We start from the raw sequence: 16,242 nt of genomic DNA, 5'->3' as shown, positions 1-16,242 counted from the left end.
CAGAAAAGGAATCCGCATGTCCCTGATGAAGAAAATCTCTGATCAAGTGACAGCTCTCACACCCGGCGAGCGCCGATTGGTGGAGAACGTCATCGAAAGCCCCACTACCGCAGCACTTGGAACTGCGGGAGAATTGGCAAAGGCCGCGGGCGTCCACGAGGCGACGGCATCGCGGTTGGCGAAGAAGTTGGGTTTCGAAAGCTACGCGGCTTTTCGCGATGCCTTGCGCACCGAATTTATTGCCACACAGGAAACTGCAACACGGTTCGAGAAAACGATCTCTGAAACCGGCACCGACACTGTGCTTGGCAAGCTTGCCATGGAAGAGGCCCAAGCGCTGAGCCACATCGAGGAATTCATCAACCCCGCGCAGATCACGGAAATCGCCGACCTGATGATGAGCGCAAAACGCGTTTTTATCTACGGCTATGGCAATGCCGAAGTGCTGGCATTGATGATGGTCAAACGTCTGCGTCGGTTTGGCAAGGATGTTCAGCAACTCAGCACCGATCCGCGTGGTCTGGCAGAGCAGATGTTGGGCCTTGAAGTGGATGACGTCGTTCTTAGCTTTGCCTTCCGCCGCCCACCTCGGGGCTATGCTGCGTTGATAGATACAGCGCGTGAGATAGGCGCACAGACAATTATCATTTCTGGAAAGTCCGGGGCACTTCTTGCGCCGCGTCCTGATCATCTTCTGGCGGCACCCCGTTCAGGTGATCAGGATGCCTTCCAGACTCTGACCGTACCGATGACGGTGTGCAATGCACTTATCATCGCAGCCGGTCTTAACGCGAAGGAAGCTTCGCTTAGAAAGCTTGATCGACTGGGAAAATTGATCGAGCGCTTCGACTAAGAAAGAGTATCCAAGGGAGGATCACATGAGTGTATTGAAAGCAACGCGCCTCGGCGCGATAGGTATCTTGTTGTCTTCGGCAGCGCTTGCCGATGGCCACTTGAACGCGATGGGGCCAGAGGAATTGCTGCCACTTGCGCAACAGGAAGGGACCGTCACGGTTTATTCCTTCACCAGCCGGATCGGCAAAGTCGAAACTGCATTCGAAGAAGCCTATCCCGGCATCGACTTGCAAGGCTTTGATATTTCATCGACCGAGCAGATCGCCCGACTTCAGGCGGAAGCACAGGCCGGTGTCACAAATGCAGACGTCATCTATATATCGGACACACCTGTGGTGCTGACCGCACTGTTGGAGACCGGTATCATTGCACCATATGTCCCACCCCGCGTTGCTGACCGTGTTGCTGCGCAGTATCAAAGCCCGCTTCTTGCGCAGCGCCTGTCAACAAAGGTTCTGATGTACAATGAAGAGGCCAACCCAGATGGGGCGCCCGTCTCCAACCTTTGGGAGCTGACAACGGATGAATGGAACGGCCGCGTTGTCATGGTCGACCCGCTGCAGCGCGGCGATTACCTTGATTTGATGACCGAAATCGTTCTGCGTTCTGATGAAATGGCTGTAGCGTATGAAGCGCAGTTTGGCACGCCGATTGCACTTGACGGTGCGGCCAACGCGGGCGAGCAGTTTATCATGGACCTTTTCGCCAATGATCTGATCCTTGTCGGGTCAACCGATGATGTGAATGTTGCGGTCGGCGCGCTGGGACAGGAAAACCCGCCTGTGGGCTTTACAAGCTATTCTGACCGGCGCGACAACGAAGATGAAGGTTGGGCCCTGCAAGTGGCCAATGATGTAGAACCAGCACCGGGCATCATCTTCCCTGCCGTGCTGGCGCTTGCGACTGACCCGAATAATCCAGCCGCAGCGCGTCTCGTCATCGACTTTCTGATGGGCGATGAAACCGAAACCGGTGGTCCGGGCCTTGCGCCTTTCTATGTCGCCGGAGACTATGTGACGCGAACTGATATCCCGCCACATCCAGATGCTGTCCCATTGGACGACTTCACGGCCTGGCGGATCGCTCCGGCGGAAACCGCGACGATCCGCGCCGATATTGGCGATCTCGTTCTGACCTTACAGTAGCCACTCACCGGGGCGACGGGGGTAGGTGTGATTTTATGCCTGCCTCCGCATAATATCTAATTCTATGGAACAAGGGTTATCCCGATGGCAGATGCAGCCATGAAAGGGCACGGACGGCGTGTGCTTTTCAAGCAAGGTACGGTGTTAAAGACTTTGGTCCTGGCGCTTTTGATTGTGCTGATTGTGCTTCCCCTTCTGCGCACGGTCCTGTTTACCTTGCAGCCCGATACAATACAGGCGTGGTCAGACGTCCTTTCGGGGCGGCTTTCAACCAATCTGTTCTACAAACCTTTGGGCAACACACTGCTGATCGGCGTTGTGGTGTCGACGGGGTGTGTGCTGCTTGGTGGATTTCTTGCGTGGCTGGTCGTTATGACCAACGTGCCATATCGCAAAACAATCGGGGTGATGGCCACGCTGCCGTTCATGATCCCGTCTTTTGCCGCGGCTCTCGCCTGGGGTACACTGTTTCGCAACGACCGGGTCGGCGGCCAAGTTGGGTGGTTGCAGGGTACCGGGCTTGACATACCCGATTGGCTGGCCTGGGGCATGGTGCCAACGCTGATCGTGCTGACCCTGCACTACTTCAGCCTTGCTTTCACGATTATCGCGGCCGCGCTTGCCACGGTAAATTCAGACCTTGTGGAAGCTGCGCAGATTGCCGGTGCGAAAGGACGACGCATCCTGATGGGGATTATCCTGCCGGTCACAATGCCCGCACTTGTGGCCGCAGGATCGCTTTGTTTTGCAGGCGCTGTGTCAAACTTTGCGACGCCTGCACTCCTGGGGCTGCCGGTGCGGATGCAAACCCTGTCTACGCGGCTGTTTGGGATGATCGAAGTCGGTCAGGTCGGGCGCGGTTATGTGATAGGCATCTTGCTGGTGCTTATCTCAGGGGTGTTCCTTTGGGCAGGCAACCGCATTGTTTCAGGACGCCGTTCCTATGCGACGATCACCGGAAAAGGCGGGCGAGCAAAGCGTTTTGACTTGCGCGGCATGCGGTGGCCCCTTTTTGCGGTCGCGATGATTATCCTGTCTGCGGCGACCATCGTACCTGTCATCGTGCTGACGGCATCGAGCCTTGCGCCATCCTCTGCCAACCTCTTTTCGGGCTGGACCTTGCACTACTGGATTGGCCAAAGCGATCCGTCCTTCGCACAAGGCATCCCGGGCATTGTCTACAACGAAGATATCATGCGGGCGCTGACCGTCACTTTGGCCCTTGGCGTAGCGGTTGCTTTCACAGGTATGGTCGTCGGCTTGCTGGCATCATACACCACGGCGCGTTTTCGCGAAGGCTGGATGTCGGCGGCAATCACACAGATCAGTTTCCTGCCGCTGCTGGTGCCCGGCATTGCGTTCGGTGCTGCTTATATCGCCTACCTTGGCGCACCAATTGGGCCTTTTCCAGCACTCTACGGCACCTTTGCATTGCTTGTCATCGCCGCCACGGCTTACTTGCTGCCCTTCTCCGTCCAAACCGGGCGGGCGGTGATCCAACAGGTTGGTGGCGAACTCGAAGAAAGTGCGCGTATCACCGGGGCGGGTTTTGTTCGCCGGCTGGCTTCGATCACAGTTCCACTGGCTATTCGTGGTCTTAGCGCTGGCGGCATACTGATCTTCGTCAAGATCATCCGCGATCTATCACTCGTGGTTCTGCTGTTTACGCCTACGATGCCGGTCCTTTCGGTACTGGCGTACCGCTATGCTTCCGAAGGCTTTGGGCAATTCGCGAATGCGATCACGGTTGTGATCCTCTTCATCTCAATTGCAGCCTCTCTCATCGCAAACCGACTGCAATCAAAATCCCAGCCCTGGCTCCAGAATTAGAGGTCTCATATGTTGGAAATCCGCAACCTTACGAAACGGTTTGGCACTGTTGAGGCCGTCAAAGACGTGTCCATCACGGTTCCTGACGGTGCATTTCTGGTTCTGCTTGGCCCTTCGGGCTGCGGCAAGACGACTCTCTTGCGCATGCTGGCGGGATTAGAGCTGCCTTCGGAAGGGCAGATTATCTTCGACGAACAAACCGTCTCGGACGGTGATCGTGACTGGTCTGTTGATCCAGCCAAGCGCAACTCGGGCCTTGTTTTTCAATCCTATGCGCTCTGGCCGCATATGTCGGTCAAAGGCAACGTTGAATGGCCTCTCAAGGTGATGAAAATGGCCAAGGAAGAACGCAATGCGCGGGTTCAGGAAGTCCTTGATTTGCTTGATATTGCGCAACTTGCGGACCGTTATCCGAATGAAATTTCGGGCGGACAGCAACAGCGCGTCGCCATTGCGCGCACCATTGCGCCCAAGCCCGGTGTGCTGCTGTTTGATGAACCACTTTCGAACCTTGATGCCAAGCTGCGGGTTGAGATGCGTACCGAGTTGATGCGCCTGCACCGTGCGACGGGTGCCACGACGGTTTACGTGACCCATGATCAGATCGAGGCGATGACTATGGCCAGCCATGTCGCCGTCATGAACCAGGGTCGCGTCCAGCAGTTCGGCGCTCCTGCGGACCTTGTTGAGCGGCCAGAAACAGCTTTTGTCGCTACGTTTGTAGGTACACCGCCCAACAACATGGTGCCAATCGTCAAGAACAGCACGGGGTTCAAGGTCGGTGGTCGCCACATGCCACTGACCCCACCAGCGGATGATTGTATGGCGATGTTCCGTGCAGAAAACATGAACCTTGCAGAGGCACAGGGCGAAACAACACTCCCTATGGAGTTGGTCGAAACCAGCGCCATTGCTGGGCGCACCATGGTCACCGGGTTGCGGGATGATCTACGCCTGACTGCCATCGTCGACAGCCCACCTGACGCCAGAATTGGCGATACCGTCCATTTTCAATTGCCGTCCCAGCCGGATAGTTGGTTTGGCCCCGATGGTGAAAGGATCGCCTGATGCGTTTACTGTTGGTTCGCCACGGTCAATCCGAGTGGAACGCCGCGCGGCGATTGCAAGGACAGGCCGACATCAACCTGTCCGAACTTGGCAAATCGCAGGCTGACGCGTTGCGTCCTGTCATCGACAACATCGGTCCTTGTCGCGCGATCACGTCAGATCTACGGCGGGCCAGTGAAACCGCACAGCGCGTCAGCACTGATCCGGCGCAACTGACACAGGGCCTGCGCGAGATCGACGTGGGCGATTGGACCGGCCGTGCCATTGAGGACATCAGGGCCGAAAACGAGGCGGCCTATCAAGCGTGGCGCGCGGGAACTGCCGCCCCACCTGGCGGAGAAAGTTGGGCAGATTTTGTCACGCGGGTCAGTCAGGTGATCGAGCAAGAACGCAAAATACCCTGCCAAAACCTGCTGGTTGTATGCCACGGCGGCGTTATCCGCGCCCTGTTGCAACATTTTGTCGGTCTCGCGCCGGCGCACATCATACCTGTCGCTCCGGCAAGCCTGAGCGCGCTACGTCTGGGCAACGGCAAACCTCCGCGTTTGGAGTTGTTCAACTATCTGCCCGATAGCCTTGAGTTTGGAGCACCTGACTGATGCTGGTTGAGCTGACACTGCTGACCCTCGGGTGCGGGCTTCTTTATTTTGGTGGGGACTGGCTGGTTGACGGGGTAACGGGGCTTGCGGCGCATCTGCGTGTCCCACCCGTGATTGTAGCCTTTGTGGTCATGGGTTTCGGCACCTCAGCCCCCGAGCTGTTTGTCGCCGTCAATGCCATGCTTGTTCCTTCACCGGATATTGCGATGGGCAATGTTGTCGGCAGTAATATCGCCAACCTGCTTCTTGTACTCGCCGTCGCGGCCCTTATCACGCCGCTTAATGTTGACCGCCGCGTTCTGCATATTGATGGCGCAGCGATGTTGGCTGCTGCCATTGCGCTTTGCTTCGTCGCCTTGGACGGCACCGTATCACGCCTTGACGCCATATTGCTTGTGGTGGCGATGGCGGCCTATCTGATCTTGCGATGGCGAACCCTCCCGGATCAAGACGAGCCAGATGAACTGGCGACAGAAAGCCTTCGCGGCCCTGTCATCATGTCTATCTGTGCGCTCGTTGCGCTGCCTTTTGGTGCACATCTCTTTATTGACGGGGCCATTGGGATTGCAAACCGGTTCGGCGTATCAGAGGCACTGATCGGACTGACCGTCGTGGCCCTGGGCACGTCGTTGCCCGAACTTGCATCCTGTATCGCAGCAGCCCTACGGCGCAACGCGAACATTATTCTGGGTGGAATTCTGGGCAGCAACGTCTTCAACAGCACTATTGTGCTTGGTGGAGCAGCCATCGTCGCACCTATCACCGTGACAGAAAGCATATTGGGGTTCTGGCTTCCGATGATGATCGCGGCGTCATTGTCCACGATAGCGTTTCTGAGAACCGATCTACTGCTCAGCCGCAAAGAGGCCTCTGTCATGCTCGCATCATATCTGGCGATTTTCATTGTCTGATACATATGCGTTTAAGGCGGGTCGGATTGATCGCACCTGCCCAAACGCCACCATCGAAATAGAACCAGATTCAGTACGAATGCACATCGGGCCATGCCGCTGTTCTTTGCCCAATATGCCACGCCGCATGGCACTTTGATTGCGCCAAATTCGGGGTGTTTTCTCTTATGCGGTACGTGTCATTCTGCGGCGATCTTGAGGGTTGCGATCAGGTGATGGAATTTCTCGCCCTGCACGGCGACGTGCTGTCGGGTGACCTTTGCGGCCATATCCGGGTCGCCGTTGGTCAGTGCTTCGAGAATGCTTTCATGTTCGGACATGGATTGCCGCAACCGCCCCCGCAATCTGAGCTGCAACCGCCGGAAAGGTTTCAGCCGCCGGTGCAGGCGTTTGGCCTCGGCCTCAAGGAAGCTGTTGCCTGACTGCGCATAAATGATGTGATGAAAGCGTTCGTTTTCGCGGTAGTAGCTGTCGGCGTCCCGCTCTTGCATTGCTTTCATGCATTTGCCGTTCGCTGCGTTTAGTTCATCCAGCGCCGCATCTGTCATACGCATTGCGGCGAAACGGGCACTGGCAGCTTCGAGTTCGGCCATCACCTCGAACATTTCGATCAGTTCGATGGCGCCGGGTTGACGGACAAAGGCACCACGACGGGGTATCAGCTCGACAAGCCCCGCCTGAGTGAGCCGCTGTAGCGCCTCTCGGATCGGGGTGCGTGACACTGAAAACCGTTTGGCAAGCTGTACTTCATCAAGGCGGTCATTGTCAGCGAATGTGCCGTCAAGAATCATGTCTTCCAGTTCGTCGGCGATGGTGTTCGCGTGCCGATTGGCCATTGTCGGTGCTCCTTCGCGACCCAGATACATCCTGTATACCTTACAAATAATACACACAGTTCGATCTTGTATACAAAAAACTTGACTATGTATTACCGTAAGGTCAACAAATACTCCATCGGCGCTTACTGAGTGCCATCAAGGGAGGAAATACCATGAAAACCGCTTTTACAGCGACGATAGCGGCTGTTGCCATGATGGCTGTCTCCGCGACATCATTGCAGGCACAGTCACTTCGCCTGTCACATCAATGGTCTGACAATGACATACGCCATCAGGTCGCGCAGATCGTCGCAGACGAGGTTGCCGCAGCCGATGTCGGGCTCGACATTCGCATTTTCCCGACACAATCCTTGTTCAAAGCGCGCGAGCAATACACGCCGCTGTCGCGTGGTCAGCTTGATATGACAGTGCTGCCATTGTCCTATGCTGGCGGTCTGCAACCCGCATTTAACCTGACCCTGATGCCGGGATTGGTGAAGAACCATGACCACGCCGCACGCCTGAACGAAAGCCCGTTCATGGAAGCGATCGAGGAAAAGATGGCGGAAGACGACGTGATGGTGCTTGTCCATGGCTATCTTGCCGGGGGCTTTGCTGGCAAGGAAACCTGCATCACCTCGCCTGACGACATGGCTGGCTTGCAGACCCGTGCGGCGGGCCGCGCGTTTGAGCAGATGTTGGCAGGTGCGGGGGCGTCCATTGCCTCGATGGCGTCTTCAGAGATCTACAATGCAATGCAGACAGGCGTTCTGGACGCCGCGAATACGTCGTCGTCATCCTTTGTCAGCTACCGCATCTATGAACAGGTATCCTGCTATACCCCAGCGGGTGACTACGCGTTGTGGTTCATGTATCAACCGCTGCTGATCAACAAATCAACGTTTGACGGACTGACCGCAGAACAGCAGCAGGCGCTGTTGGACGGCGCGGCCATCGCCGAAGCCTTCTATCTTGAAGAAGCCAAGAAAGAAGATGCGGCCAGCCGCGAAGTCTTTGAACAAGCCGGCGTTGAAATCGCTGAAATGTCCGAAGAAGACTTCAACGCTTGGCGCGCGCTGGCGCAAGAGACGTCTTACAAGGCGTTCATCGAAGACACGCCTGATGGTCAGGAACTGCTTGATCTGGCACTGTCCGTGGAGTGATGGCACCCAAGGGCGGCGATTGCGCCGCCCTATTCTTCAAATAAAATCAGGAGGCTATGGTGGCAGGCAACCTAAGCACCGCTGTTGCGCAGACCGGTAACAACCGTTTCTTGCGGTTTGTGGCAGCGATTTCCACTTTGGCGGGATGGACATCTGCTGCGATGATCGTGGCTGCCGTCGCCATCACTTGCCAGATGATTTTCATCCGCTTTGTGTTGAACGGGTCGACCATCTGGCAGACTGAAGCAGTGATTTACCTTGTCATTGCTGCCACCCTTCTGGGGCTGCCCTACGTGCAGCATCTGCGCGGGCATGTGAATGTCGATCTTGTGCCGATCTGGCTGGCACCTAAGGCGCGGTTTGCTCTGTTCGTATTCACCATGTCGATGTCGATCATAATCGTCGGCGTGATGCTCTACTATGGCTATGAATACTGGCACTTTGCCTGGGACCGTAACTGGCGCTCGGACACGGTCTGGGGTGTGCGTTTGTGGATACCTTATCTGGCGCTGCCTGTCGGATTTGCCCTTTTGATGCTGCAACTGATTGCCGATCTGGTTGCCGTGCTGCTTGGCATCGAGGACCCTTTCGGCCTTGGAAACGACGACGGGCTTGCTTCCCGCACGGCGGGGGAACTCTGATGGATCCGCTGTTGTTGGGCGCTTTGGTCGCCATTTTCACGATCCTGATATTGTTTTCCGGCATTTCGGTGGCCCTTGGGCTGCTGGTTGTCTCGGCCGGGTTCCTGATCATCTTTGACGGCATGCGGTCGTTGGAACTGATGCCCGAGATTTTGTTCGGCAAGCTCAACAATTTCGCCCTTCTGTCGATCCCGATGTTTATCATCATGGGATCGTCCATTGCATCGACGCGAGCGGGCGCGGATCTTTATGAGGCGCTGGAACGCTGGCTGACCCGTGTGCCCGGCGGGCTTGTCATTTCAAACCTTGGTGCCTGCGCGCTGTTTTCGGCCATGTCGGGATCAAGCCCGGCAACATGTGCAGCCATCGGCAAGATGGGCATCCCCGAGATGCGCAAGCGCGGCTATCCTGATGGGGTCGCGGCGGGGTCTATCGCGGCGGGCGGCACGCTGGGTATCCTGATCCCTCCGTCTGTCACGATGATCGTTTACGGCATCGCCACCGAGACCTCGATTGGTCGCTTGTTTCTTGCCGGTGTCTTTCCCGGCCTGATGCTGGTCGGCCTCTTTATGGCGTGGTCGCTTTATTCGACATGGCGGTCGGGCAATATGGATGTGCTGTCTTCGACCACCTACACGTGGCGTGAAAAATTCGAGATCCTGCCGCGTGTTCTGCCGTTCCTGGCGATCATCATCGGCGTGCTTTATGCGATGTATGGGGGCATTGCGACACCATCCGAGACCGCAGCCGTTGGCGCGCTTTTGTGTCTGGTTATCGCGATGGTGATCTACAGGCTGTGGAACCCCAAGGACCTTTGGGTCGTGCTGCGCGACAGTACCAAAGAGTCGGTGATGATCCTGTTTATCATCGCAGCGGCAGGCGTGTTCAGCTATATGCTGTCATCGCTTTTCATCACGCAGTCCATCGCAGCCTGGATTGGCACACTGGATGTAAACCCTTGGGTGCTGATGGGGGCGGTGAACGTCTTTTTGCTGATTGCCGGTTTCTTTTTGCCGCCAGTTGCTGTGATCCTGATGGCCGCACCCATCCTGCTGCCAATCATCACGACGGCAGGATTTGACCCGATCTGGTTTGCCGTAATCCTGACTATCAACATGGAAATCGGGCTGATCTCGCCGCCTGTGGGTCTGAACCTTTATGTCATCAACGGCATTGCGCCGGATATCAAACTCAAGACCATTCTGATGGGCTCACTGCCTTATGTTGCCTGCATGGTTGTGGCGATCATTCTGCTGTGCATCTTTCCGGGTATTGCGACATGGCTTCCGGACGCCGTGATGGGACCGACGATATGACCCTTCTGGCTGATCTTCTTTCGACAGTGTTTGAAAGACGCTTGCGGCCGGGCCGGGCCGGGCAGCGCGATGACCGGCCAATTGCAGATTTGACGACCGATCTGATTGGTGCGTCAGGCGAGGTGTCAGGCACGACGGTCGCGCGCAACCTTCTGAGCCGCTATGACGAAATGGATGATGATGCCAAACTGGCCTTTTTCCATCACCTTGCCCGCGACATGAACATCAATGCGCCTGACGTGCATCAGGCGTTAGAGGCCTATGAGGCAGCGCATACCAAGGCCACTTACCGCGCGTTCATGCAGGCCGCCGAACCACCACGCCAAGAGCTGATCCGGCGCCTTAATCAGGTGCCGGGGGCCACCGGCGCGCTTGTTGCGATGCGCGCTGATCTGCTGCGTCTGGGGCGTGGTGTTGATGCGTTGCAAGCGCTCGACATTGATTTTCGCCACCTTTTCGCCAGTTGGTTCAACCGTGGGTTTTTGGTGCTGCGCCCCATCAACTGGCAAAGCCCGGCGCATATTCTGGATAAGATTATCGCTTATGAGGCGGTCCATCAGATCGACAGTTGGGACGACCTGCGTCGGCGCCTTGAACCGTCTGACCGGCGCTGTTTTGCATTCTTCCATCCCGCCATACCAGACGAGCCACTGATTTTCGTCGAGGTCGCCCTGACGCAAGGCGTGACAGTTTCGGTTCAAGGCGTGCTTGCCGAAAGCCGTAAGATGATCGAGGCAGAAGCCGCTGACACGGCTGTCTTTTATTCAATCTCGAATTGTCAGGCGGGACTGGCCAGCATTTCGTTCGGAAACTCACTGATCAAACAGGTCGCTGCCGACCTTGCTATGGAACTGCCGGGGCTAAAGACTTTCGTGACACTGTCGCCCATTCCGGGGCTGGCTGATTGGCTGGCCGAAAACGATGTCCTTGCCAAACCCGACGATGACGAACGCATTCGCAGCCTCGCCGCCTACTACCTGCTGGACGTCAAACAGCGCGATGGTCTGCCGCGTGACCCTGTCGCCCGCTTCCACCTTGGAAACGGTGCGCTGATCCATCAGGTCAGCGCCAACGCAGATATGTCGGAAAAGGGTATTGCCCAATCGCGCGGCGCGATGGTCAATTATCTGTATGACCTTGCAAGAGTATCGCAAAACCACGAACGTTTTGCGGTCGATCACGCGATCGCCGCCTCGGCTGAAGTACGCGCGCTGGCAGCCGCTGCTCGGAACGCCGCAGCCTGAGGAAACGACATCTAATATGACAAATCCACTCTACGACACGCTTTTTGGCATCCACGCTGGTAAGATCACGCCGTTTCTTCATTTGCCGGATGGGGGTACGATCACACATGCCGGATTTTTGGCAATGGCGGCCCGCATCGCACATGTGCTGACCAAAGCGGGTCTTCAACCGGGTGACCGCCTTGCCGCACAGGTGGCGAAGTCGCCGGAAGCCTTGGCGCTTTACGCCGCCTGCGCACAGGCCGGGCTTGTGTTTCTGCCGCTGAATACGGCCTATACGGTCGATGAACTGACCTACTTTATCGAAAATAGCGGCGCACGGATGGTTGTCTGCGACGGTGCTGGCGCAGACGGGCTGCAACCGGTGGCCGACCGGCTTGGCGCACAGCTGCTGACGCTGAACGGCGATGGCACCGGTCGCCTGATGGATCAGGCCAAGAGCCAGCCCGACACCTACCCGACCGTGGCGCGCGGGGCTGATGATCTGGCGGCGTTTCTTTATACATCGGGCACAACGGGCCGATCAAAAGGCGCAATGCTGACGCAGGCCAACCTTCTTTCAAACGCTCGCACGCTGGCGGAACACTGGCGGTTCACGGCCGACGACGTCTTGCTGCATGCGTTGCCGATTTTTCACACGCATGGGCTTTTTGTGGCGACGAACGTGACGCTGATTGCTGGCGGTGCGATGATCTTCCTGCCGAAGTTCGACACCGATGCGATGATTGAAAAGCTACCGATGGCCACGGCGATGATGGGGGTGCCAACATTTTATACGCGCCTTCTGGATGATGACGGGTTCACCCGCAATCTGGTGCGGGACATGCGGTTGTTTATTTCCGGTTCTGCCCCTCTTTTGGCAGAGACGCATGTTCAGTTTGAGGCGCGCACCGGGCACCGTATCCTTGAACGCTACGGCATGACCGAAACCAACATGAACACCTCAAACCCTTATGAGGGCGAACGCCGGGCCGGGACGGTAGGTTTTCCGCTGCCGGGGGTGGACCTGAAAGTATGCGACCCCAAGAGCGGTGCAGAGCTGCCACAAGGTGAGGTTGGCGTGATCGAGGTGCGTGGCCCGAATGTGTTCCAAGGCTATTGGCAAATGCCGGAAAAGACCGCGGAAGAACTACGGGCCAATGGTTTCTTTATCACGGGTGACCTGGGGCGCATTGACGATGACGGGTATGTTCACATCGTTGGGCGCGACAAGGATCTGATTATATCGGGCGGTTACAACATCTACCCCAAAGAGATTGAACTGGTTCTGGATGCGCAGCCCGGCGTGCTTGAAAGTGCCGTGATAGGGGTGCCCCATGCAGATTTTGGCGAAACGGTTTTGGGTGTTCTGGTAGCAGAACCGGGTGCAACGCCTCAAACGGATGCAATCGCTGACGCCGTGCGTGACAAACTCGCCCGTTTCAAACACCCGCGCGAACTGATTGTGATCGACGAGCTTCCCCGCAATACGATGGGGAAGGTCCAGAAGAACGTGCTGCGCGATCGCTATCGTGAGATATTCTCTACGACCTAGGGTCAGGGCCCATTAAATTCACGCCATCAGCGGCGTTTTCACGACATATCAGTGGTTTGTGCCAGTAGTGCATAGGGTTACAATGCGGAAAACAGCGTACGCTGCGCCAATTATCTGGTACCTCCACACCACAAGATTTCCCGTTTTTGAACCCCGGCCTGCCGCGTAACTTACTTGCCGCAGAGCAAAAAACGCATTTCACCTTTTGCAACTTTGGTAAACTTCTGCGCAAATTGGCAAAACTAGCCGCGCAGGAGTGTTCGTGTCCCTCTTTTTTATTGTCGCCTTGCCTTTCTTTGGTGCTTTGCTGCCGGGGTTGATGAATGCCGCAGGACGCTCTGCGACAGCAGGTGTCACGTTTACCGTTACATTGGCCGCTTTTATTGGCCTGCTGACCAACCTGCCCGCCATTCTGGCAGGGGATGTCGTGATGGCGCGGGTCGATTGGATGCCCGCTTTGGGCCTGAACTTTACCCTGATGCTGGATAGTCTGGGCTTTTTCTTTGCCCTGCTGATCCTTGGTATCGGCCTTCTGATCATCGCCTACGCCCGCCAGTATCTGAGCAGCAAGGACCATATGGGCGAGTTTTTCACCTATCTTCTGCTGTTCCAAGGCGCGATGGTGGGGATCGTCCTATCCGATAACATCCTGCTTTTGTTGATTTTCTGGGAGCTGACGTCGCTATCGTCCTTCCTGCTGATCGGCTATTGGAAACATCTGCCCGAAGGCCGCCAAGGTGCGCGCATGGCCCTGACCGTGACCGGCATGGGCGGGCTTGCGATGATTGGTGGCATGCTGATCCTTGGGCAGATTGTGGGCAGCTATGACCTGAGCGTCATTTTGCAAAACCGCGAATTGATTCAGGCCGATCCGCTTTATGTGCCTGCGCTGATCTTGATCCTGCTGGGCTGTTTCACGAAATCTGCGCAATTCCCGTTCCACTTCTGGCTACCGCACGCAATGGCAGCCCCGACGCCTGTGTCGGCCTATCTGCACTCGGCCACGATGGTGAAGGCCGGTATCTTCCTGATGGCACGGATGTGGCCGGTTTTGTCGGGCACGCCCGAATGGTTTGTGATCGTCACAAGCGCCGGGTTGATCACAATGGTGCTGGGCGCGGTGATTGCGCTGTTCAAACACGACCTCAAAGCCTTGCTGGCCTTCTCAACCGTCAGTCATCTGGGGCTGATCACGATGCTGTTGGGCACTGGCACGGCCTTTGGGGCGATGGCGGCGGTGTTTCACATCCTCAACCACGCGACGTTCAAAGCGGCGCTTTTCATGTCCGCAGGCATCATCGACCACGAAGCACATACTCGCGATATCAGGCGCTTGGGGGGCTTGCGCACCCTGATGCCGATCACCTTTATGATCGTGTCGCTGGCTGCATTGTCGATGGCGGGTATCCCACTGCTCAATGGGTTTTTGTCCAAGGAAATGATGCTGGAAGAGGCCAACCATACGGTACTGTTCAACAGCCCGTGGCTGGTGCCTGTTCTGGCGACGTTTGGTTCGCTTTTCTCTGCCGCTTACTGTTTCCGCCTGATCGGGCATGTGTTCTTTGGCCCGGTTCGCGATGACTATCCGGCCAAACCGCATGATCCCGGTGCGGGCCTGTGGTTGCCCCCTGCCTTGTTGATCATCCCTGTCGTTGTGATCGGCGTGGCCCCGTTTGTGGCCGAACCCTTTGTCAAACTGGTCACCGCATCCGTACTGGGCAGTGCCGCCGAAATGCCCTCGGCGCATTTGAAAATCTGGCACGGGCTGGTGCCTGCACTTTACATGTCGATCATCGCCGTTGTGGGCGGTTTGGTGATGCTGGCGATCTTCACCCCGGCGTTGCGCATTTGGGAGAATACCCCACGTCCCGAGGCCAAGGTGATCTTTGAAACCATCGTCGAGGCCGCCGCGAAACTGGCCCAAGCGCTGATCCTGCCGCTGCATAATGGTGCGTTTTCGCGTTACGCCGCTGTGGGAACGATCACGATTGTCGTGGCGGGCTATTACGCGTGGACCACGGGCACCATTGGCGCACCAACCCACGCGCTGCAACCGGCTGATCCGGTTCTGATTTCCGGCTGGGGTATGCTGGTTGCGGCCACGATTGGCATGGTGTTCCTGCACCGCAATCGCTTCCTGTCGCTGATCCTGATCGGGATTGTCGGTCTGATGGTATCCATCGGTTTTGTCTTCCTCAGCGCGCCTGATCTGGCGATGACCCAGTTCACAGTTGAGGTGGTGACGATCATCCTGATGCTGCTGGCCCTCAACTTCCTGCCCAACCGCACACCGATTGAAAGCTCGGTCCTGCGCCGGGTCCGCGATGTGGGTGTTGCGGCGGCGGGTGGATTGGCAAGCTTTGCGCTGGCCTATCATTACATGCTGCGCGATCCGGTGGCGTCGTCGATATCCGAATTCCATCTGGCCAATTCCTACAAAGGCGGCGGCGGCACCAATGTGGTCAACGTCATTCTGGTCGACTTCCGTGGTTTTGATACCTTCGGCGAGATTATCGTGCTGAGCATCGCGGCCTTGTTGATTTACGCCCTGACCGAGACCCTGCTGGGTGGCCCTGTGGGCGCAAAGCTGCTCAACCGCAGGCCGGATCAGCCGCGCGCGGGCGATATGCACCCGATGATGATGGTGGTCCTGACGCGCGGCATGATGCCGGTTGTGATGATGGTTGGCTTCTACATCTTCCTCAGCGGTCATAATGAACCGGGGGGCGGTTTCATCGCCGGTTTGATCGTGTCGATTGGGATGGTGATGCAATATATGGCCAGCGGCTTTTCCTGGGCCTCGGCGCGTTTGAAATACCCCTATCACGGCGTCATTGGCGCAGGTGTGCTGGTGGCCGGGTTCACGGGCATCGGCTCTTGGTTTGTGGATAAACCCTTCCTGACCTCTGACTTTACCTATGTGCGTATTCCGCCGTTCGAGAAGTTTGAGCTGGCGACGGCGGCCCTGTTTGATGTGGGTGTTTTCCTGTCCGTTGTGGGTGCCGTGATGCTGTCGCTTGAAAGCTTCTCACGGCTCGCGCGCCGGGCGGATGCACCGCAGGTCCTGCACCCGATGGATATTGACCCTTCCCGCGAAGACCTCAAGGAGGGTGTGTGA

13 protein-coding genes are annotated in these 16,242 nt (G+C 56.9%); 12 read left to right on the top strand and 1 reads right to left on the bottom strand.

The window, feature by feature from the left end:
• Positions 1-16: 16 nt before the first annotated feature.
• The 6 genes from MWU60_RS17935 to MWU60_RS17910 all read left to right on the top strand — a co-directional run bounded on the left by MWU60_RS17935 (position 17) and on the right by MWU60_RS17910 (position 6,408).
• Positions 17-853, top strand: coding sequence for a MurR/RpiR family transcriptional regulator (locus MWU60_RS17935; RefSeq protein WP_247228769.1), 837 nt, complete (start codon positions 17-19; stop codon positions 851-853).
• A gap of 25 nt (positions 854-878) precedes the next feature.
• Positions 879-2,000, top strand: coding sequence for a substrate-binding domain-containing protein (locus MWU60_RS17930; RefSeq protein WP_247228768.1), 1,122 nt, complete (start codon positions 879-881; stop codon positions 1,998-2,000).
• A gap of 84 nt (positions 2,001-2,084) precedes the next feature.
• Positions 2,085-3,830: an iron ABC transporter permease gene (locus MWU60_RS17925; RefSeq protein WP_247228767.1), complete on the top strand. Its 1,746-nt coding sequence runs from the start codon at positions 2,085-2,087 to the stop codon at positions 3,828-3,830.
• Between the two features lie 12 nt (positions 3,831-3,842).
• A complete protein-coding gene (locus MWU60_RS17920; protein WP_247228766.1) occupies positions 3,843-4,898 on the top strand; it encodes an ABC transporter ATP-binding protein in 1,056 nt (351 codons plus the stop codon).
• Complete coding sequence (locus MWU60_RS17915; RefSeq protein ID WP_247228765.1) at positions 4,898-5,497, top strand: histidine phosphatase family protein; 600 nt, start codon at positions 4,898-4,900, stop codon at positions 5,495-5,497. The genes MWU60_RS17920 and MWU60_RS17915 overlap by 1 nt, the downstream gene beginning before the upstream one ends.
• Positions 5,497-6,408, top strand: a complete 912-nt coding sequence (locus tag MWU60_RS17910) for a calcium/sodium antiporter (RefSeq protein WP_247228764.1) — start codon at positions 5,497-5,499, stop codon at positions 6,406-6,408. The genes MWU60_RS17915 and MWU60_RS17910 overlap by 1 nt, the downstream gene beginning before the upstream one ends.
• A 179-nt stretch (positions 6,409-6,587) precedes the next feature.
• On the opposite strand, the gene MWU60_RS17905 is transcribed toward MWU60_RS17910, so the two are convergent.
• Positions 6,588-7,244, bottom strand: a complete 657-nt coding sequence (locus tag MWU60_RS17905; RefSeq protein ID WP_247228763.1) for a GntR family transcriptional regulator — start codon at positions 7,242-7,244, stop codon at positions 6,588-6,590.
• A gap of 155 nt (positions 7,245-7,399) precedes the next feature.
• Between MWU60_RS17905 and dctP the strand changes: the two genes are divergently transcribed.
• From dctP to MWU60_RS17875, 6 genes are all read left to right on the top strand, one after another.
• The gene (dctP, locus tag MWU60_RS17900; protein ID WP_247228762.1) at positions 7,400-8,389 is read left to right on the top strand and encodes a TRAP transporter substrate-binding protein DctP; all 990 of its coding nucleotides are present in this window, start codon (positions 7,400-7,402) and stop codon (positions 8,387-8,389) included.
• Between the two features lie 59 nt (positions 8,390-8,448).
• The gene (locus tag MWU60_RS17895) at positions 8,449-9,030 is read left to right on the top strand and encodes a TRAP transporter small permease (protein WP_247228761.1); all 582 of its coding nucleotides are present in this window, start codon (positions 8,449-8,451) and stop codon (positions 9,028-9,030) included.
• The gene (locus MWU60_RS17890) at positions 9,030-10,346 is read left to right on the top strand and encodes a TRAP transporter large permease (protein ID WP_247228760.1); all 1,317 of its coding nucleotides are present in this window, start codon (positions 9,030-9,032) and stop codon (positions 10,344-10,346) included. Before MWU60_RS17895 ends, MWU60_RS17890 begins: the two co-directional genes overlap by 1 nt.
• Positions 10,343-11,590: a malonyl-CoA decarboxylase gene (locus MWU60_RS17885; protein ID WP_247228792.1), complete on the top strand. Its 1,248-nt coding sequence runs from the start codon at positions 10,343-10,345 to the stop codon at positions 11,588-11,590. The genes MWU60_RS17890 and MWU60_RS17885 overlap by 4 nt, the downstream gene beginning before the upstream one ends.
• A gap of 16 nt (positions 11,591-11,606) precedes the next feature.
• Positions 11,607-13,124 (top strand): malonyl-CoA synthase, encoded by a 1,518-nt coding sequence (locus MWU60_RS17880; RefSeq protein ID WP_247228759.1) that lies wholly within the window; start codon positions 11,607-11,609, stop codon positions 13,122-13,124.
• A 262-nt stretch (positions 13,125-13,386) separates the two neighbouring features.
• A complete protein-coding gene (locus tag MWU60_RS17875; protein ID WP_247228758.1) occupies positions 13,387-16,242 on the top strand; it encodes a monovalent cation/H+ antiporter subunit A in 2,856 nt (951 codons plus the stop codon).

This window comes from Yoonia sp. F2084L (genome assembly GCF_023015625.1).
Classification (GTDB): domain Bacteria; phylum Pseudomonadota; class Alphaproteobacteria; order Rhodobacterales; family Rhodobacteraceae; genus Yoonia.
Note: the sequence above shows the minus strand (reverse complement) of the source record. Positions and strands in the feature narration are given on the sequence as shown.